Source organism: Saccharothrix sabaoui (assembly GCF_051756985.1).
GTDB lineage: Bacteria > Actinomycetota > Actinomycetes > Mycobacteriales > Pseudonocardiaceae > Actinosynnema.
On the sequence record NZ_JBPKJK010000015.1, the window covers coordinates 69,657 to 88,113 of the forward strand.

Consider the following 18,457-nt stretch of genomic DNA (forward strand, 5'->3'; position numbering starts at 1 on the left):
CGGCTCACCCGTTCACCCGGAATGGTCACCCGGTCGGCGATGTACTTCCGGACACCGTCCGACCGGACCAGATGAGGGAAAAGCGGCGGTGATCACTGATTTGTTCGCCCGACCGGCCGAACGGCGCGGGCTTGTGGGACGCCGACCGCGTGGGGTGTAATGGGCGAAGAATTCGGTCAGGCCGTCTTCGCCGACCGGCGCCGCGAAACCGGCGATCGCACACCACTCAACCCGTTCCGGAAGGGGCCCCGCCATGTCCGTTGATCCCGGCACCGTGCCGAGTGAATTCATCAAGCTGCTCTCGGAGATCGCCGAGATCCCCGAGGAGGAGATCAACGTGGAATCGGCGCTCAAGACCGACCTGGAGGTCGACAGCCTGGGGGTGGTCGAGCTGCTGACGGCCGCCGAGACGCAGTGGGGGATCAAGATCCCGGACGAGGAGGCCGTGGAGCTCACCACGGTCGGCGGGATCATCGAGTACATCCAGCGGAAGCTCTGAGGGACCGGCACCCGGCCACCCACCACGCAGCCGACCGGCGAGGAGCCCCCGCATGCCAGTGACAACCCCCACCGTCGTCGTCACCGGGGTGGGCGCCACCACGCCCCTGGGCGGGGACGCCCGGACGACGTGGGCGAGCCTGCTCTCCGGGGCCTGCGGCGTCCGCGGGCTCGACCTCCCACCCGAGTGGGCCGACCGGTTGCCGGTGCGCATCGGGGCGCCCGTCGCCGTCGACCCCGCCGAGACCCTGTCGCCCAAGCGGGTGCGGCACACCGACCGGGCGAGCCGGCTGGCGCTGGTGGCCTCGGCGGAGGCGTGGTCCGACGCCGGGTTCACCGGTGCGGCGGGCGGCCCGGACTGCCCGCTGGACCCGCTGGAGGTGGGGGCCGTCGTCAGCAGCGGCATGGGCGGGGTGGTCTCGGCGCTGGAGCAGTACGAGGCGCTGTGCGACCGCGGACCCGACGGCGTGTCCCCGTACTGCATACCCATGATGATGCCGAACGCCCCCAGCGCGGAGGTGGGACTGCTGATCGGGGCGCGAGCGGGCGTGCACGCCCCGGTCAGCGCGTGCGCCGCGGGCGCGGAAGCGGTCGCGTACGGCGCGCAGATGATCCGCTCCGGACGGGCGAAGGTGGTCGTGGTCGGCGGGACGGACGCCATGCTCCACCCCCTCGCGCTGGCCGCGTTCGCGCGGATGAACGCCTTGTCGCGCCGCAACGACGACCCGCGGCGCGCCTCGCAGCCCTTCGACACCCGACGTGACGGCTTCGTCCTCGGCGAGGGCGCGGGCGTGCTCGTGCTGGAGGAGGCCGGACACGCCAGGAGCCGGGCCGCGCGCGTGTACTGCGAGCTGGCCGGTTACGGCCTGGCCGCGGACTCCCACCACATCGCCCAACCCGACCCCGCGGGCGCCGGCGTGGCGCGGGCCATCACCGCGGCCCTGCGCGACGCCGGCACCTCGGCGGACGAGGTGGACCACGTCAACGCCCACGCCACCTCCACCCCCCAGGGGGACCTCGCCGAAGCCGGTGCGATCCGCCTGGCGCTGGGCCGCCACGCCGACCGGCCCTGCGTCTCGGGCACGAAGTCCTCCACCGGGCACCTCATCGGGGGCGCCGGCGGCGTGGAGTCGGTGCTGACGGTGTTCGCGGTGCACCACCGCGTCGCCCCGCCCACCGCGAACCTGACCGACCTCGACACCGCCATCGGCCTCGACGTCGTCGGACCCGAACCCCGTCCCCTGCCCGCGGGTCCCGTCACCGCGCTGAACAACGCGATGGGCTTCGGCGGCCACGACGTCTCGCTGCTGTTCCGGTCGAGCTGAGGCCCCGCGGTGGCCCGGCGGTTGGCGATGCTCTTCCCCGGGATGGGCGCCTACCACCCCGGGGTCCTGACCGGGCTCCGGCACCTCCCGGAGGTGCTGGAGGTCGTCGAGGCCGTGGACCGGGCCGACCGCGGCCGGCACCGGGTTCCCGACCTGCTCCTCGACCCCGCGGCCCCGGACGCGGCCCACCTGCTGGCCCTCGACCGCACCGCCCTGCACCTGGCCATCTACACCGCCTCCGTGGCCGCGTCCGCGGTGCTGCTGCGACGTTTCCGGGTCCGCCCCCACGTCCTCGTGGGGCACAGCGCCGGGGAGGTCGCCGCGCTCGTCGCGGCCGGCGGCACCGGGGTCGGCGACGGTGCCCGGGTCATCCTGGCCAGGGACGCCGCGTTCGCCGGGAACCCGCTGCCGCCGAGCGGGATGATCGCCCTGACGCTCCCCGCCGACGAGGTGCCGGCGCTCCTGGCGGAGGTGCACCTGCCCTCGCTCCAACTCGCCTGCGACAACGCGCCGACCCAGTCCGTGGTGTCCGGTGTGGACGCCGAACTGGCCGTGCTGGCCGCGTTCGCGGGCTCCAGGGGGGTGCGCGCCACGCGGTTGCCGGCCGCGTCCATGTTCCACAACCGGATGCTCGCCGACGTCGAGCGGTCCTTCCGGGTCGGGATCTCGGAACTCCCCGCCGGACCGCCGGACGTCCCGGTCTTCTCCCCGTTGCTGGGGCGCCCCTACCGGGGTGCCCGGGAACTGCGGGAGGCGCCGACGCACCACATCACCCGACCGGTGGACTTCCGGCGGACCCTGGAGCGCCTGCGCGCGCTCGGGGTCGGGACCTTCCTCGAAACCGGCCCCCGGAGCATCCTCACCGCGTTCGCCAGGGCGACCCTGCCCGACGTGCGCGCCGTGTCCGCGCTTCCCCGGAAGGTGACGGCGGAGTGCCTCGCGGACACCGTCGCGGCGGTCAGCGGACCGCCAGCTCCGCACCCGGGATCGTCACCTCCCCGCCGCGCACCAGGGCGTTGACCGCGGTCACGTCGGTGAGCACGACGGACGTCGGCACCAGCGGCGGCGGGGTGTCGGGGGTGAAGTCGACCGGGACCGACAACAACCCCAGCAGGCTCACCCGCCCGGTGATCCGCAGGACGAACAGCTCGATGTCCCCGGCGGCCGTCGACAGCCCGCCGTGCGGGACCGCGAGGACCACCCGGCGGCCGTTGCCGAGGTCGCCGACCTGCACCGGGTCCGTCACCCGGATGACGGCCGCGGTGAACCGCATGGCCCTGGCGGGCCGGCCGTCGACCTGGACGTGGTCGACGCCGTGGTAGGCCAGCCCGGACAGCTCCACGGCACCGGCCAGCAGCGTCCAACCGGCGGCCGGTGGGACGTCCCGCGCCTGGAGCGGCGCCGCGCCGGCGGCGAACGCCAGCAGGCTGACGACCGCCGCGGCGCGGCGCGCCCTGCGGGGCGGGCGCGGTTCGTCGGTCCAGGCCAGGGCGAGCGCCGCGCCGACCACCCCGAGCAGCGTGCCGATCAGGAACCCGCCGAGGTTGGTCGCGGCCAGGGCGACGAGCGACAGCAGCATGGCGGTCACCCCGGCGGCGAACCGGAACCGCGGGCGCAGCCACAACGACGCGCCGCAGATCCCGAGCAGCGTGCCGATCAGCAGCGCCGAGACGCCCCCGACCGTCGTGACCGAGACCAGCACGTCCCCCACCCGGAGGGTGGCGTAGGGCGGGATCACGATCACCAGTCCCGAGAGCACGAGGAACGCGCCCGCGGCGAACGGCCGGCCGCGGCGCCAGTCCCGGAAGTCGCGTCGGGCCCGGTCCGCCCGCCTCCGCACCGAACCCATCAGGTCCTCCTCGCCGCACGGGCGGTCAGTGGCACTCGGCCGGATCGGTGTGCAGGGTCAGCCGGGTGTCCTTCAGGCGCAGCGTGTACGCGGTGGCGCTCCACGCCGTCAGCCGCGGCGCGGCGATGGAGACCTCGTCGGCCTGCTGGGCGAACCCGCCGGGCAGGCCGACCAGCTCGGGCGGTCCTTTCGAGACCTGGCCGGCGTCCACCCCGATCTGCGGGTTCACCAGGGTGAGGTCACCGCTGAGCCCTTCCACGCCGAGCACGATGTCGGTCGCGGACATGCCCTCCGCGCCGGTGGAGTCGATCCGCAGGGTCACGTCCCCCACCGCCGGGAGGGAGCGCAGCGTCACCGACTGGCAGAAGTTGTCCATCACCACGGTGCGGAAGGCGCTGGTGGCCACCGGGTGAGCCGCGTCGGCCCCGCTGTCCACCCCGCCGAACTGGACGAACCCCTTTCCCGCCAACCTGTCCGCCGACACCTTGAAGCTCGTCCCGGACACGGCGAACGACGCCGCCAGCGCCCCTTGGGACAGTCCGAGCAGCACGACGGCCGCGGCGGCCGACCCGGCGGTCAGCACTCCCGCGAACACGGCTCGGCGAGTCCTCCCGCGTACTCCGCATCTCGACATGCCCGGTCCCCTCTCGGTGGGTGCGGCACCTCAGCCCACCCCGCCGTCGAGGGGCGGGCAAGCGCGTTGCCCGATGTTCACAGCCCCGTCCGCAGACGCGCCTGGAGTGGGCGCGGCGCGGGAACCCCGCCGACCAGCGACCTCCGGGGTGGTGACCGCGGCACCCGCGCCCGACGGGACCGAACGGCCGGAACCCGAATCCCCGGGGCGAGCGACCCATGGCCCGCGGGTCCGCGCGGGGCCCAGACTGCCGAGGAGGACGCCGCGACGACGACCCCGCGCGGCGGCGACCAGCTCGGTGGGAGCGGACATGCGACTGAACGGGAAGCCGGACGGTGTCCTCGACCGGATCGACGCGCTGCCGCCCGGGGTCTGGCAGCGGTGCGCGGAGTGCCGGTGCCTGGTGCACCGCGGCACGTGGGAGCGGTCGCACGGCACCTGCCCCGCCTGCGGGGCGACCCGGCGGCTGAGCGCGCGGGAGCGGATCGACCAGCTCACCGACCCGGGCACCTTCACCGAGCTCCTCGCCGGCCTGCGGTCCGCCGACCCCCTCGCCTTCACCGACTCGATCCCCTACCGGGACCGGTTGCGCGCGGCCCCCACCCGGACCACCGCCTCCGAGGCCGCGGTGCTCGGCACCGCGGACGTCGGCGGTCGCCCCGTCGTGCTGCTGGTGATGGACTTCGACTTCCTCGGCGGGAGCATGGGCGTGGTCGTCGGCGAGAAGGTGGTCACCGCGGCCGACCTCGCCACCGCCCGCGGCGTGCCGCTCGTGGCGGTGTCCTGCTCGGGTGGCGCGCGCATGCAGGAGGGCATGTACTCCCTGCTCCAGATGGTCCGCGCGTGCGACGCGGTCCGGCGGCTCAACGAGCGGGGCGTGCCCTACGTCAGCGTGTTGACCGATCCGGTGTACGGCGGTGTCGCCGCGTCCTTCGCCGCGCTCGGCGACGTCATCCTCGCCGAGGCCGGCTGCCGGTCGGGGTTCGCCGGTCCCCGGGTGATCGCGCAGGCCCTGGGCGAACGGCTGCCGGCCGACTTCCAGACCGCGCGTTTCCTGCGCGACAAGGGCCACGTCGACCTGGTCGTGGAGCGCTCCGCGTTGCCCGAGACGCTCGACCGGGTGCTCTCCTGCCTGGCGGGCCGCCCGGCGCCCGGCTCGTGCCCGCTCCCGGACCTGCCGGGGCCACCGGACCCGCCGGGGACCACCGACCCGGCGGACGGGGGCCGGCCCGCACCGGGTACCGCGTGGGAGGCCGTCCGGGTGGCGCGCGACCCCGGCCGGCCCACCGTCCTCGACCACGTGGCCGGTGCCTTCGACGACTTCGTGGAGCTGCACGGCGACCGCCAGGTCGAGGACGACCCCGCGCTCGTCTGCGGCGTCGCCCGGTGGGGCGGGGTCGGGTTGGTGGTGCTGGGGCACGCGAAGGAGCACGACCCGGCACGCGCACGCGCCCGCAACCACGGGATGCCCCACCCGGCGGGCTTCCGCAAGGCGACGCGCCTGATGCGCTTGGCGGGGCGACTGGGCCTGCCCGTGGTCACCTTCGTGGACACCCCCGGCGCCTACGCGGGCCGCCGCGCGGAGGAGGGCAACCAGAGCGGGGCCATCGCCGAGGCGCTGCTGGTCGCCTCCGGCCTGCCGGTCCCGCTGGTCACGGTGGTCATCGGCGAGGGCGGCAGCGGCGGCGCGCTGGCGCTGGCCGCCGGGGACGTCCTGCTGGCCATGCGGAACACCTACTTCTCGGTCATCAGCCCCGAGGGCTGCGCCGCGATCCTGCACGGGGACGCGGGCCGCGCGCCCGAGGCGGCCGAAGCCCTGCGGCTGCGCGCCGCGGAGCTGCACGAGGCCGGCCTGGTCGACGAACTGGTCCCCGAACCCGACGGCGGCGCGCACGCGGACCCGGTGACCGCGGTGCGGCTGGTCCGGGCCGCGCTGCACCGGCACCTGGTGGCGCTCGGCGCCCTGCCCACCGCCGAGCTGCTGAGCCGACGCGACAACCGACTGCGGGTCCGGGGAGCCTCCGCGGACGCGCTCCGAACAGACGAGTGAGGCGGTACCACGTGTCGATGCCCGTACCACCCGTTCCCCTCCCGCAACGAGACCACGGCCCCTCCCCCTCGACCAACGGCACCTCGTCCGGCGGCTCGGCGAGCAACGGCTCGGCGGCGGGAGTCGCGCTGGACGTCGTGCGCCAACTGCTGGCGGCCGTGCACCGGCACCCGGCGAGGCGGCTGCTGGTGCGCACGGCCGACTTCGAGGTGGAGATCGAGCACGCCGGCCCGACCGGCGTCCCGGCCCGGCCCGTCGAGGCCGGCGGCGAACCGGACGGCGGCGAACCGGACGGGAACGCGAACCCGGCCCTGGTCGACGTCCCGGCCCCCGCCGTGGGCGTGGTCCGGTTCGGCACCGGGGCGAGCGGTTCACCGGGACCGGAGGTGGGCGCGGTCGTGGGCGCCGAGGACGAGGTGGCGCAGGTCGAGGCGATGAAGATGACCACACCGGTCCTCGCGGGTCGCGCGGGCACGATCCGCGAGGTCTGCGTCCACGACGGCGACGTGGTCGGGTTCGGGGAACCGCTGCTGCGGCTGGAGCCGGCCCGCCAGGACGGGGGAACGCCCGATGGCGCCCGTTGACACCGTGTTCATCCCCAACCGCGGCGAGATCGCGCTGCGCGTCGTGCGCGCGTGCCGTGACTTGGGCATCCGCGCGGTCGTCGGGTACTCGACCGCGGACGCGGACGGCCTGGCGGTGCGGTTGGCCGACGACAGCTTCTGCCTCGGTCCGCCCGAGGCCGCGCACAGCTACCTGAGCGTCCCGGCCGTGCTGTACGGCTGCGCCAGGACCGGCGCGGACGCGGTGCACCCCGGTTACGGCTTCCTCTCCGAGGACCCGCTGCTGGCACGCGGGTGCGCGGAGACCGGGCTGACGTTCGTCGGGCCCTCGGCGGAGCACCTCGCGCTGTTCGGCGACAAGATCGCGACCCGGGCGGCGATGGCCGGGGCCGGTCTGCCGGTGCTGCCCGGCTCGCCCGGCGCGCTGCGCGGGGTGAACGACGCGCTCGACCAGGCGCGGCGGCTGGGCTACCCGACCGTGCTCAAGGCCGCGGCGGGCGGCGGCGGCAGCGGTGTGCACCCGGTGCACTCGCCGCAGGAGCTGGCGGAGGTGTTCCCGCGCGCGACGCGCACCGCGCGCCGGCTGGCCACCGACGCGCGCCTGTACCTGGAGGACTACGCGCCCTCCGCCCGGCACGTCGAGGTCCAGGTGCTCGCCGACCACCACGGCGGTCTGGTGCACCTCGGCGACCGCTGCTGCTCGGTGCAGCGGCGCTACCAGAAATTGCTGGAGGAGGCGCCGACGCCGGGCCTGTCGCCCGGGTTGCGGGAACGGCTGCACGAGGCCGCCCTCCGGGGCGCGCGGGCGGTCGGCCTGACCAGCGTGGCCACGTTCGAGTTCCTGGTCACCGGGCCCGACGAGTTCTTCTTCATCGAGGTCAACCCGCGGTTGCAGGTGGAGCACCCGGTGACGGAGGCCGTGACCGGTGTCGACGTGGTGGAGTGGATGCTGCGCGTCGCGGCGGGCGAGCGGTTGGGGTTCGACCAGTCCGACGTGTCGGTGCGCGGTCACGCCGCGGAGGCGCGGATCAACGCCGAGGACCCGGCGGCGGGCTGGCGGCCGTCGGCGAGCCGGATCACCGGCCTGGTCCTGCCGGGCGGCCCCGGCGTCCGGGTCGACTCCCACGTCCACACCGGTCACCGGGTGCCGCCGTTCTACGACTCGCTGCTGGCCAAGGTCGTCGTCAGCGGTCGGGACCGGGCCGAGTGCCTGCGCCGGCTGGCCCGCGCCCTGGCCGAGTTCGAGTGCACGGGGGTCCTGACGAACACCGACGCCCACCTCAGGGTGCTGCGCGACCCCACCTTCCGGTCCGGCGAGTACGGCCTGGAACTGGGCGGCATCCTGACCGGGGCGGGGACCGGGGGCGGGTAGGCCGGCGCGCGCCGGGTGTCCGATCAGGACATCGGCCGCCCCCGTCGCCTCAGGACATCGGCCGCGCCCGTCGCCCGGATGCCGGGGGCGACGGCCTCCGCCTGGCGGCGCGGCGGCACTCGTCCGGGTCCACGAGGCGTTCGTGCAGCGCGGTGACCGCCGCCTCGGTCCTGCTGCCGGCGTCGAGTTTGAGCAGCACGGCGTGCACGTAGTTCTTGGCCGTCTTCTCGGAGATGCCCAGGCCCTCAGCGATCCCCCGGTTGGAGGCACCGGCCGCGATCAGCGTCAACACCCGCTTCTCCTGCCCGGTCAGCCGGCGCTCGCGCCCGTCCTCGCCCGTCGCGCGGCCCTCCCCCGCGGCGAGCGCCGCACGGCCCCCTTCCGCGGCGACCGCCGCACGGCCGTCCTCCGCCTGCGACAACACGCGGGCAACGTGCGTCAACGCCTGCTGAACGCAGTGCAGCGCGTGCCGGACCACTTCGAGCGGGTGCTCGCCGAGCCCGTCCGGCGGCGCGGGCGGAAGTCGTCGCGCGTGAAACGGGACCACAGCAACTCCTCTGCGTCGAGCGGAGAACGACACACCCGGTTTCACCGGAACCGGGCGGACATCCGTCCATTCCAAACAAAAGACGTGATCCGGTACACCGCCGACAGGGTTGCCCGCTCCCACCGACGAGCGACAGACCCGTGACGCGCTGTGCGAAGGACCACCGGAGCCATGGGCCATGGGCACTAGGACGAGGAAACCATGTCACCGCACCCTCGGCCGCGCGAGACTGAACGGGGCGGCGGAGCACGCCGCCCGCGACCCGGGGACAGCGGAAGACCAGTACCCCCGACCCCATCGAGGATTCCACCTTTTCCGAGCGGGAGGATTCACCATGACCACCAGGAGCGCGGGCAGGAGAACACGCAGGCGCGGTGGCATCGTCGGCTACCTGGGCACCGTCGTCGACGCCACCAAGGACTACGTCGACGAAGTGCTCGACCGCGGCGAGGACATCGACCACGACCTGCGCGACACGGCGCGCAGGGTGATCGGCGAGCACGACGAGGGCGCTCCCGACGCCGCCGAGGACATCGCGGACCTGAGGGCGAAGCTGGAGGACCTGGCCCGGGAGGTCGGCAGGCTCGGAGGTGGGCGGTCCTCGCAGGGCAAGGAGAAGGCCGCTTCGTGATCGGTCGGCACCGATCGCGCACGACCTCCCGGCACGGCGCATGACCGGGCCCGCGGGCGGGCGGCGGCGGACTCGGCGGGTGCTGCGGCGCGAGCCGGACGGCAGCCTCACCGACGTCGACGGGCGCGTCGTCGCACTCGGAGAACTGCTGGACGACCTGAGAGCGGGGTTGTGCTTCCGCGCGCACCGCCGCACCACGGGGCAGAACTGCACGGTGGAGGTGCTCGTCGAAGTGCTGGCGCTCCCGTTGACCAGGTACCGCACCACCGGGATCGGCTCGCCGGCACCGGGCCCGATACCGGACCCGCCGACGCGGCGGCCCGGCGACGAGCGGTCCGCTCCGCCGCCCGCGGGCGGTCCCGACCGTGCCTGACTCGCGACTCCGGTTGATCACCACGACGCTGGGGCGGTTGTTGGCGCACGAGGCCGCCGCCTCCGCCGGAGGGGACGCCCGACTGCGCCGCGACCGGCGCGCCCGAGCCGTTCGCGAGGCGTTCGAGCGGCTCGGCCCGCTCTACATCAAGGTGGGCCAGGTCCTGTCCACCCGACCGGATTTCGTCTCCCCCGAAACCCTGCGGGAACTGGGCAAGTTGCACGACCAGGTCCCCGCGTCGCCCTTCTCCGACTTCGTCCCGGTGCTGGAGGACGAGCTGGGCCGCTCCTGGCGGCGCCACTTCCGCCACGTCGACACCGAACACCCGCTCGGTTCGGCCTCCCTCGCCCAGGTCTACCGGGTCACGCTGGCCGACGGGCGCCCCGGGGCGCTGAAGGTCCAGCGCCCCGGCGTCCGCGCGGTGGTCGAGACCGACATGGCGTTGTTGCACACGGCGTCGAGAGCGCTGATCGCGGCGAAGACGAGGTTCAACGCCGTGGTGGACGTGCGGGCCGTCCTCGACCTGATCTTCGACGCGGTGACCGGCGAGCTCGACTTCACCGCCGAGGCGAGGAACATGGACGTCGGGCGGGCGCAGGCCAGGGGCTTCGACCGCATCACCGTGCCGGACGTGCTGATGGCGACGCGACGCGTGCTGGTGCAGGGCATGGCGCCCGGGCGCTCCATCCGCGACGTGCCGCACAGCGCCGTCCCGGCCGACGAGCGCCTGGCGATCGCGCACGACCTGCTCGCCTACACGTACCGCAGCTACTTCCTGGGCCGCTTCTTCCACGCCGATCCGCACCCCGGCAACGTGTTCGTCCACCCGGAGCTGGGCGCGTCCCTCATCGACTGGGGCATGGTGTGCCGGCTCGACCGCACCATGAGCCTGAAGCTGGCCCTCACCCTCATCACCATCGCGGAGAACGACGGGGACGGCGCCGCGCGGGCGTGGGTGGAGATGGGCACGCTGACGCAGTGGGCCGACATCGGCGGTTTCACCGACGACGTGGCGCGGCTGGTGCCGAAGGCGGCGACCGCCTCGTTGGAGGAGTTGAACTTCGGCCTCACCCTGACCACCGTGCTGGGGCACTCGACCAGGCGGGGCATCAAGATCAACCCGGTGGTCCCGGTGCTGGGCAAGGCGTTCGCCAACATGGAGGGCTCGATCCGCTGCCTGGCGCCCGAGCTGTCCGCCGCCGAGGTGCTGCGCGCCGAACTGGCCGACATCATGGTGGAACTGGCGTGCGAGACGCTGTCCGAAACCCGCCTGGCACGCGGCGTGGTCGAGACGCTGCTGACGGTCGACGGCAGCTACACCCAGGCCCGCGGCATCCTGCGGGACCTGTCGAACCGGGAGTTGCAGATCCCGGTGGACTGGCGGAAGCCCCACGCGGACAACGCGACACCGGCCAAGGTCCTCTACGGGGCGCTCGCCGGGGTGGGCGGGGTGGCGCTGTGGCGGGCCCTGCGGCAAGGCGGTGCACGGTGATGGACCGACGCCCACCCCGCCGGCGCCGCGGCGGGCTCGACGTTCAGGCTTTCCGCATCAACCTGATGACCGCCTGGGTGCGGTCGCTGACGTTCAACTTGTAGAAGATCGAGTGCAGGTGGTTCTTCACGGTGCGCTCGGAGATCTCCAGCCTCCGCGCGATCCGGCGGTTCGACAACCCCTCGACCAGCAGTGCCGCCACGTGCCGCTCCCGATCGGTGAAGCTCCACCCGTCGCAGAAAGCCGATGCGGTCGGCGTGTCCACCGGGGAGACCCGGGAGCTGATGCCCTCCACCCGCGCGAGCAGGATCTGGGCTATTCCCTGGTGAATTCTCGCCAATCGGAGGAGATTCGCCAGGTCGGACCCCACCGCAACATCGTCACCACTGGCGGACGGGCACACTTTACGCTCCTCAGCGGTGTTCACCACAGGCGTTCCGCAGTTTTCACGGAACGGCTCACGACTTCGACCCAATGTAGCAAATCGATAACCCTCCGCGACAGCGCCATTCAGGCTGTGGGATTGGCGCACGACCAGCACAATCACCCACTTCGACGCCCGGGGGTGACTCTCGGTGAGAATTTGTAGGGCGATCCAGCGACTCTGACACGATAGTGGGGAATCGAGCGTTCCATCGTGCGAAGAAGAGAACGGCTCAGGCTTCAGGACCCGGTCGGGGAGCGCGCTGTCCCGGCCCCCGGCCCCGCTGAGTGCGAGAACCCGGTTCGGGCAGCCGAGCGGGAGGCTCTGACGGAGCACCGTGCCGGAGTCGTCGCCCCGAGGCCGTGGGCGGCGAACGGCGTCGGCGCTGGTGGAGTCGGACGAGCCCATCACCGAGAGGCGATTTTTGCGGTCCGGCTCTGCTCAGGCCATACCGGCGCTCGTCCGGCAAGGTACGAAACCGACTCGATGGAGTGATTCACGGAGAACCATTCGGCAACGGGCGGTCCCGCTTGTCTGCCGCCAGGGTGATCCGGTGCCGCGTACACGGATGAAGACTGTCGGGGTAGTCGATGGGCGAAACGCTTCCGACTACATTCGAAGCAGAAAACGAATTCGGGGCAATCGGGGTGCCGGCGGACGCGGGCGGCCACCCCGGACAGCGCGGGGGGTGGCCGGGTGGATCTGACGATGGGCGTCGAGGAGGAGTTCGTCCTGACCGACGCGACGAGCAGGCAGGTGGTCCGCCGTGCGGAGACCGTGCTGCGCCGGGCGGGCGACGAGGTGGTGCCGGGCGGCGGCGTGGTGGAGCCCGAGATGGACCAGGCGCAGGTCGAGAGCGCCAGCCGGGTGTGCACGGACCTGGTGTCCCTGCGGGCGGAACTGCTGCGGTTGCGGCGCGGGATGGCCCGTGCCGCGCAGGAGCAGGGCTGTCGCCTGGTGGCCAGCGGCACCGCGGTGCTCGGTCGGGCCGGGCCACCGCCGATCCTGGACAAGCCGCGCTACCACCGCATCGCGGAGCGCTACGGGCCGCTGGTGGAGCAGCAGTGCACCTGCGCCTGCCACGTGCACGTCGGGGTGCCCGACCGCGAAGAGGCCGTGCAGGTGGTCAACCACCTGCGGCCGTGGTTGCCGGCGTTGTTGGCGTTCTCGGCGAACTCCCCGTACTGGGAGGGGCGCGACACCGGCTACCACAGCTGGCGCACCCCGCTGTGGGGGCGGTGGCCCGCGGCCGGTCCGCCGCCCCACCTGTCCTCGGCCCGGGAGTACGAGGAGCTGGTCGCCGCGCTGCTCGACACCGGCGTGATCCTCGACGGGGCGATGCTCTACTGGTACGCCCGGCCGTCGCGGCACCTGCCCACGGTCGAGGTGCGCATCGCCGACGTGGCGCAAACGGTGGACGAGGCCGTGGCGATGGCGGGCCTGGTGCGCGCCCTGGTGGCGACCTCGCTGACCGACGTGCGGGCCGGGCGCCCCGCGCCGCGCGTCGACGACCACGTGCTGCGGGCCGCCTGCTGGCGAGTCGCCCGCTACGGGCCGGACGAGCACCTGGTCGCCGGACTGCTCGACCACGTCCGGCCCGCGCTGGAGGACTTCGACGGGGCCGAGGTGGTGCTCGACGCGGTGCGCGCGGTCGAGCGCGACGGCACCGGAGCGGACAGGCAGCGCTCCGCCTACCGCAGGCGCGGTCGGCTGGAGGACGTGGTGGACCTGGTGGCCGCGCGGACCGTGGCCGGGTGAGCGAGGAGGGAGACGATGGTGGAACGCGAACTGCCGCTGGGCCGGTTGCTCGTCCCGGACCGGATGTTCTTCACCGGCGGGACCGGGGTGCACGAACGGGAGTTGCAGGCGCACGACCTGATGTACGTGGACGCGGGCCTGGGGCGGGTCAACCGCGTGCAGGTCTCCAGCCGGGTACCGCCGGGGTGTGAACGGGTGTCGCGCGAGGACGGGCTCCGGCTGCTGCACGAGGGGCAGGTCCTGTTCGCCATCCAGGCCCTGGCCGAGACCGGCGAACCCGGCCGCCGCATCGCCACGGCCGTGGGCGTGGCCGTGCCCACCGGCGGGGGCGTCGGCTGCGTGGCCGAGGTGCACGAGCAGGACTCGGTGGACAAGACCGCCGGACAGGCCGGGCGCAAGGCCGTGGAGATGGCGCTGACCGCGATGGCCGTCGAACTCGGTGTCGACGGCTACGACGCCGAGGCCGAGTACCGCTCCCGGCGTGACCTCTACCGCGTCGGCGACACGGAGGTGCGCACCGACGCGGTCACCACCGCGGCGGTCGGCGACCCGGCCGGCCGCATCACCAAGATCGTCTCCGCGCTCGTCTTCCTGCTCTGAGGAGGACCATGTCACCCACCGGACTGACCATCGTCGCCGACCGCTGCTGGGACGGCACGAGCGACCGCCCCGCGGGCCCCACCACGGTCACCGTGACCGACGGCGTGATCGCGTCGGTGGTCCCCGCGGCCGGGCTCCCGCCCGACGTGCCCGCCGTCCGGCTGGGTGCGCGGACCCTGCTGCCCGGCCTGATCGACTGCCACGTGCACCTGGTGGACGAGGAGCACGACGGCGGCCTCGCGGCCTACCAGGCCCTGAACGCCCTGCCCGCCGTGAAGGCGGTGCTGGCGGCGGGGTTCACCACCGTGCGCGACCTGGGCTGCGCGCACGACCCGATCAACGTCGCACTGCGGCAGGCCGTGGAGGACGGCCTGGTCGAGGGACCTCGCCTGGTCGTCGCGCCCAACATCATCTCGGTGCCGGGCGGGCACGGGGACAAGATGCCCGCCCTGAGCCACCGCTACGGCACGGACGTGGGCACGCTCGCCTCCGGACCCGCCCGACTGCGCGCTCTGGTGCACGACCAGGCGCGAGTGGGTGCCGACTGGATCAAGTTCACCGCCAGCGGTGGGTTCAGCTCCCCCGCCGACGCCCCCGACCACGTCGCGTTCACCGTCGAGGAGATGGCCGCGATCGTCGCCGCGGCCCGCGACCACGGCCTGCACTGCGCCGCCCACGCGCTCAACGACGAGGCCGTGCGCCGCGCCCTGGCGGCCGGGGTGCGCAGCATCGAGCACGCCAACCTCGCATCCGCGCGGACCCTGGCGCGCATCGCCGACCACGACGCCTACCTGTGCCCGACCCTGCACGCCCAGCGCCACTTCATCGACAACCTCGACGACGACGACTTCTGGGCCGACCGCAGTCCCCTGACTCGGGCGAAGTACCGCGCCCACGCCCGGCGCGTCCGCGAGTCGACGGCGCTGCTGGCCGACAGCCCGGTCCGCATCGCCTTCGGCACCGACGCCGGCATGTTCCCGCACGGCGAGGCGTGGCGGGAGTTCCTGGACCTGACCGAGGCCGGCCTGTCGCCCGCGCGGGTGCTGCGGGCCGCCACCTCGGTGGCCGCCGAACTGCTGGAGCGCCCCGACCTGGGACGCATCGCACCCGGTGCCGCCGCGGACCTCGTCGCCGTGGCCGGTGACCCGTTCAGCGACATCGCCGCCATGGGCCGGGTGGAGTTCGTCGTGCGCGGCGGCGTCGTCGCGGTCGACCGCACCGGCGACCCGGTCGGCTCCACCCGCTGAGCGCCCCGCGCACCCACGCCCCGCACACCTGCCCGAACCCGCAGGAGGTGACCGTGACCGAACCCCCACCCACCGACCTCCAGGTCGACTTCCCCTTCGACCACACCGTCCACGTCGCCGGCGACCGGCGCGTCGGCGTGCTGCCCGACCTGCGCGCAGCGGTGGCGGCCCGTGACCTCCCCGCGGTCCGCCGGCGGTGGCGGCGACCGGTGGACCGCTACGAGCAGTGGACCTTCCACCGCTTCCTGCGCGACCCCGTGCGAGACCCCGCTGCCTGCTCCGCGCGACGGGATCTTCCAACGGATGCCCGCCGGGCCCGCGTTGCAAGGTGCACGCCGTCCACCCCGCACCGTTCTGGCGCTCGGCCGGGCGGTCCGGGGCGAGCTGCGCCGGCACACCCCCGCGGCCCGGCTCGGCGCCGTGCTCGACCACCTCGCCGTCCGGTGGGGCCGCTGCCACGACCGACCACCGACCGAGCAGCCGAACGTCTCCGGACTACGGGTTGTGAGCCCCGGACAGCCCCGCCGGAACGGGATCACCGGACCTCCGGTCCCCCGGCTGCGCGTTCAGCGAGACGCGGAACTCCCGCGGTGACATCCCGACGACGCGCCGGAAAGCGGTGCTGAAAGCACTTTCGGACTGGTACCCGATGGCCCCCGCTATGGCAGTGAGGGAGTCCCCCGTGCGCAGTGCGGCGCGCGCCAGCTGCATGCGCCACTCGATGAGGTAGTCCAAGGGAGGTCTGCCCACCCTGTCCCTGAAGTTCGCGGCGAAGGCCGACCTCGACATCATCGCGATCCTGGCGAGCTCGTCGAGCGTCCAGCGGTGGCGCGGTTCGGCGTGCACGGCGCGCAACGCCGCCCCGATCCCGTCGTCGGCGACCGACGCGAGCCATCCCAGGGGCTCGTGGGACGACCCGGCGTGCGACCTGAGCATGTGCACCAGGAGGATCTGGGCCAGGTGCTCCAGGACGAGGGACCGCCCCGGCTCGTGCGTCTCGATCTCGTGGACGAGCAGTGCCGCGATGTTCCAGAGCGGTCTCCCGCCGGCGTCGTCCGCTGTGACGAGCACAGCCGGGGGAAGCGACGAGAACAGGGTCGACGCGTCGGAATCCCGGAACTCGAAGTCGACGCTGCACGCGTACGTGACGGACCCCTGGGAGGTCTCGGGCCCGCGCCCGGAAACCCCCTCGCGGAGCGACCCGTCCGAGCCGCGGACCCGGGCCTCCTCGATCGAGCTGCCGAGGCCGTACGGGGGCGGGTTCCCGAGGAGGTAGAAATCGCCGGTGCTCAGGAAAAGGGGTTCCAGCCCGTCGATGCACAGCCAGCACTCGCCTTCCACCACCACGCCGAGCTTGATGTGCGGGAAGGGGGAGAACCAGGCTCCCCACGGCGCCGTCGCGCGGAGCGGGACGGGAGCGACGGCCCGGGGCCGCGCCAGTGCCAGGGCGTCCCGGAAAGGGTCGTGCGCATCCAGGGAAACCTCTGTGCTGGACGATCGGTAAAGAGTGCTGGACTCCACGTTATGGATTGTACGCCCGGTACTGGGAACGATGGGCGTCGGCGGCAGGAGCTGCCCGGTATGAGGAACCTGCGCATACCGGATCGACGCGAGGAGCGAGAAGACGCATGCGATACCGATTTCTCGGAAGATCGGGCCTGCGGGTATCGGAACTGTCGCTGGGGACGGGCAATTTCGGCATGGGCTGGGGGCACGGGGCGCACGCACCCGAGGCCCGGGCCATGTACGACGCCTACCGGGAAGCGGGAGGGAACTTCATCGACACCGCTTCCAACTACCAGTCGGGGGACGCCGAGGAGTACCTCTCGGACATCATCTCCTCCGATCGCGAGGACGTGGTCCTGGCGACGAAGTACACCATGGGCACGTCGGCGAGCAGCGGCCTCCAGATGACCGGGAACAGCCGAAAAGCGATGGTCCAGTCCCTGGAGCAGAGCCTGCGCCGACTGGGCACCGACCGGGTGGACGTGTTCTGGGCCCACGTGGCCGACACGTCCACGCCCATCGAGGAAATAGTGCGGGCCTTCGACGACCTGACGCGCGCCGGCAAGGTCCTGTACGCCGGTCTCTCCAGTTTCCCCGCGTGGCGCGTGGCAACGGGGGTCACCCTGGCGCAGCAGCGGGGGTGGGCCCCTCTCGTGGCGATCCAGGTCGAGTACAGCCTCGTCGAGCGCGGCGCCGACCGGGAGCTGGTGCCGATGGCGGACGCCTTCGGCTTGGGCGTCCTCGGGTTCTCACCCCTCGGCGGTGGCCTCCTGACGGGCAAGTACCGGCGGGGCGCGACAGGTCGTGCGCAGAGCTCGATCAGCCGGTTCCTCCACCGGGAGGACGACCCCGCCAAGGCGAGCGTCCTGGACGCCGTCGAGAGCGTCGCCCGGGACCTCGACACCACCCCGGAGCAGGTGGCGATCAGGTGGTCGATGTCGAAGGGGGTGATCCCCGTCATCGGACCGAGGAGCGTGGACCAGCTCACGTCCAACCTCGCCGCCGCCGAGCTGGACGTCCCGAAGCGTCAACTCGAACGGCTGGACGAGGTGAGCGCGCCTCGGTTGGGGTATCCCCACGGCCTGTGGCCGGAGCACGAACGGGTGGAGAAGAGCCGGTTCACCCAGCCGTGACGACCGCGCACGCGGCCCCTGGAACAGGCCTGCACACGTCGCGGCAACCGGCTGAGTCCCACATCACTTCCACGGCGAAGTGCTCACACAGGTGTGAAATCGGTGCGAGTTGGGCAACCCGGTGCTTGTAGCGATCACGCCGCGCCGGGAAGACGGCGCGGCACGAGGACAAGGAAGCACCGTGGGCATCCTGGGTTGGATCGTTCTGGGTCTCATCGCCGGCGCCATCGCCAAGGCCATCATGCCCGGCAAGGACCCGGGCGGCATCGTCATCACCATGCTGCTCGGCATCGTCGGCGCCATCCTCGGCGGTTTCATCGGCCGCGCGATCTTCGGCTCCGACATCGGCAGCTTCTTCGACCTGAGCACCTGGCTGCTGGCCATCCTCGGCTCGCTGATCGTGCTCGGCATCTACCACGTCGTCACCAAGCGGGGCCACCGCGCCCACCGCTGAC

General features: G+C 73.3%; 19 protein-coding genes. 14 read left to right on the top strand and 5 right to left on the bottom strand.

The window, feature by feature from the left end; all coding sequences use genetic code 11:
• Window positions 1-253: 253 nt before the first annotated feature.
• Genes ACR807_RS07210 through ACR807_RS07220 form a run of 3 tightly spaced genes read left to right on the top strand, consistent with a single transcriptional unit; the run spans window position 254 to window position 2,843 of the window.
• The gene (locus tag ACR807_RS07210; RefSeq protein WP_438920429.1) at window positions 254-499 is read left to right on the top strand and encodes an acyl carrier protein; all 246 of its coding nucleotides are present in this window, start codon (window positions 254-256) and stop codon (window positions 497-499) included.
• A gap of 52 nt (window positions 500-551) precedes the next feature.
• A complete protein-coding gene (locus tag ACR807_RS07215) occupies window positions 552-1,823 on the top strand; it encodes a beta-ketoacyl-[acyl-carrier-protein] synthase family protein (protein WP_438920430.1) in 1,272 nt (423 codons plus the stop codon).
• 27 nt (window positions 1,824-1,850) lie between these two features.
• A complete protein-coding gene (locus ACR807_RS07220) occupies window positions 1,851-2,843 on the top strand; it encodes an ACP S-malonyltransferase (RefSeq protein WP_438920431.1) in 993 nt (330 codons plus the stop codon).
• On the opposite strand, the gene ACR807_RS07225 is transcribed toward ACR807_RS07220, so the two are convergent.
• Both ACR807_RS07225 and ACR807_RS07230 read right to left on the bottom strand, forming a co-directional pair.
• Window positions 2,782-3,672: a DUF6114 domain-containing protein gene (locus ACR807_RS07225; protein ID WP_438920432.1), complete on the bottom strand. Its 891-nt coding sequence runs from the start codon at window positions 3,670-3,672 to the stop codon at window positions 2,782-2,784. The two genes, ACR807_RS07220 and ACR807_RS07225, sit on opposite strands and share 62 nt — an antisense overlap.
• A gap of 25 nt (window positions 3,673-3,697) precedes the next feature.
• Window positions 3,698-4,267 carry a DUF6230 family protein gene (locus tag ACR807_RS07230; RefSeq protein ID WP_438920433.1) on the bottom strand — a complete coding sequence of 190 codons (570 nt, stop codon included), beginning with the start codon at window positions 4,265-4,267 and terminating at the stop codon, window positions 3,698-3,700.
• 349 nt (window positions 4,268-4,616) lie between these two features.
• Here ACR807_RS07230 and ACR807_RS07235 point away from each other — a divergent pair, with 349 nt between their 5' ends.
• From ACR807_RS07235 to ACR807_RS07245, 3 genes are read left to right on the top strand one after another with little or no spacing between them, the layout of a single operon-like run.
• Window positions 4,617-6,356: a carboxyl transferase domain-containing protein gene (locus tag ACR807_RS07235; RefSeq protein WP_438920434.1), complete on the top strand. Its 1,740-nt coding sequence runs from the start codon at window positions 4,617-4,619 to the stop codon at window positions 6,354-6,356.
• A 17-nt stretch (window positions 6,357-6,373) separates the two neighbouring features.
• Entirely contained in the window at window positions 6,374-6,940 is a 567-nt protein-coding gene (locus ACR807_RS07240) for an acetyl-CoA carboxylase biotin carboxyl carrier protein (RefSeq protein WP_438920435.1), read from the top strand.
• Entirely contained in the window at window positions 6,927-8,291 is a 1,365-nt protein-coding gene (locus ACR807_RS07245; RefSeq protein ID WP_438920436.1) for an acetyl-CoA carboxylase biotin carboxylase subunit, read from the top strand. The genes ACR807_RS07240 and ACR807_RS07245 overlap by 14 nt, the downstream gene beginning before the upstream one ends.
• A 49-nt stretch (window positions 8,292-8,340) precedes the next feature.
• Here the strand turns inward: ACR807_RS07245 and ACR807_RS07250 are convergent, their stop codons facing one another.
• Window positions 8,341-8,838: a response regulator transcription factor gene (locus tag ACR807_RS07250; RefSeq protein WP_438920437.1), complete on the bottom strand. Its 498-nt coding sequence runs from the start codon at window positions 8,836-8,838 to the stop codon at window positions 8,341-8,343.
• A 334-nt stretch (window positions 8,839-9,172) separates the two neighbouring features.
• Here ACR807_RS07250 and ACR807_RS07255 point away from each other — a divergent pair, with 334 nt between their 5' ends.
• The 3 genes from ACR807_RS07255 to ACR807_RS07265 are packed head-to-tail and all read left to right on the top strand — an operon-like array spanning window position 9,173 to window position 11,334.
• Window positions 9,173-9,469 carry a hypothetical protein gene (locus ACR807_RS07255; RefSeq protein WP_438920438.1) on the top strand — a complete coding sequence of 99 codons (297 nt, stop codon included), beginning with the start codon at window positions 9,173-9,175 and terminating at the stop codon, window positions 9,467-9,469.
• Between the two features lie 40 nt (window positions 9,470-9,509).
• Window positions 9,510-9,842: a hypothetical protein gene (locus tag ACR807_RS07260; RefSeq protein ID WP_438920439.1), complete on the top strand. Its 333-nt coding sequence runs from the start codon at window positions 9,510-9,512 to the stop codon at window positions 9,840-9,842.
• On the top strand, window positions 9,835-11,334 hold the full coding sequence (locus tag ACR807_RS07265) for an ABC1 kinase family protein (protein ID WP_438920440.1): 1,500 nt from the start codon (window positions 9,835-9,837) through the stop codon (window positions 11,332-11,334). Before ACR807_RS07260 ends, ACR807_RS07265 begins: the two co-directional genes overlap by 8 nt.
• A 43-nt stretch (window positions 11,335-11,377) precedes the next feature.
• On the opposite strand, the gene ACR807_RS07270 is transcribed toward ACR807_RS07265, so the two are convergent.
• Window positions 11,378-12,166: a helix-turn-helix domain-containing protein gene (locus tag ACR807_RS07270; RefSeq protein ID WP_438920441.1), complete on the bottom strand. Its 789-nt coding sequence runs from the start codon at window positions 12,164-12,166 to the stop codon at window positions 11,378-11,380.
• 288 nt (window positions 12,167-12,454) lie between these two features.
• Between ACR807_RS07270 and ACR807_RS07275 the strand changes: the two genes are divergently transcribed.
• The 3 genes from ACR807_RS07275 to ACR807_RS07285 are packed head-to-tail and all read left to right on the top strand — an operon-like array spanning window position 12,455 to window position 15,363.
• A complete protein-coding gene (locus ACR807_RS07275) occupies window positions 12,455-13,516 on the top strand; it encodes a carboxylate-amine ligase (RefSeq protein ID WP_438920442.1) in 1,062 nt (353 codons plus the stop codon).
• A 15-nt stretch (window positions 13,517-13,531) separates the two neighbouring features.
• The gene (locus tag ACR807_RS07280; protein WP_438920443.1) at window positions 13,532-14,116 is read left to right on the top strand and encodes a pyruvoyl-dependent arginine decarboxylase; all 585 of its coding nucleotides are present in this window, start codon (window positions 13,532-13,534) and stop codon (window positions 14,114-14,116) included.
• Window positions 14,117-14,124: 8 nt separating this feature from the next.
• Complete coding sequence (locus ACR807_RS07285; protein WP_438920444.1) at window positions 14,125-15,363, top strand: metal-dependent hydrolase family protein; 1,239 nt, start codon at window positions 14,125-14,127, stop codon at window positions 15,361-15,363.
• Window positions 15,364-15,858: 495 nt separating this feature from the next.
• Here ACR807_RS07285 and ACR807_RS07290 read toward each other — a convergent pair whose 3' ends face one another.
• Window positions 15,859-17,091, bottom strand: a complete 1,233-nt coding sequence (locus ACR807_RS07290) for an AraC family transcriptional regulator (RefSeq protein WP_438920445.1) — start codon at window positions 17,089-17,091, stop codon at window positions 15,859-15,861.
• Between ACR807_RS07290 and ACR807_RS07295 the strand changes: the two genes are divergently transcribed.
• Window positions 16,992-18,002 carry an aldo/keto reductase gene (locus ACR807_RS07295; protein WP_438920446.1) on the top strand — a complete coding sequence of 337 codons (1,011 nt, stop codon included), beginning with the start codon at window positions 16,992-16,994 and terminating at the stop codon, window positions 18,000-18,002. The genes ACR807_RS07290 and ACR807_RS07295 overlap by 100 nt on opposite strands.
• 181 nt (window positions 18,003-18,183) lie before the next feature.
• Entirely contained in the window at window positions 18,184-18,456 is a 273-nt protein-coding gene (locus tag ACR807_RS07300) for a GlsB/YeaQ/YmgE family stress response membrane protein (RefSeq protein WP_438920447.1), read from the top strand.
• Window position 18,457 lies beyond the last annotated feature (1 nt).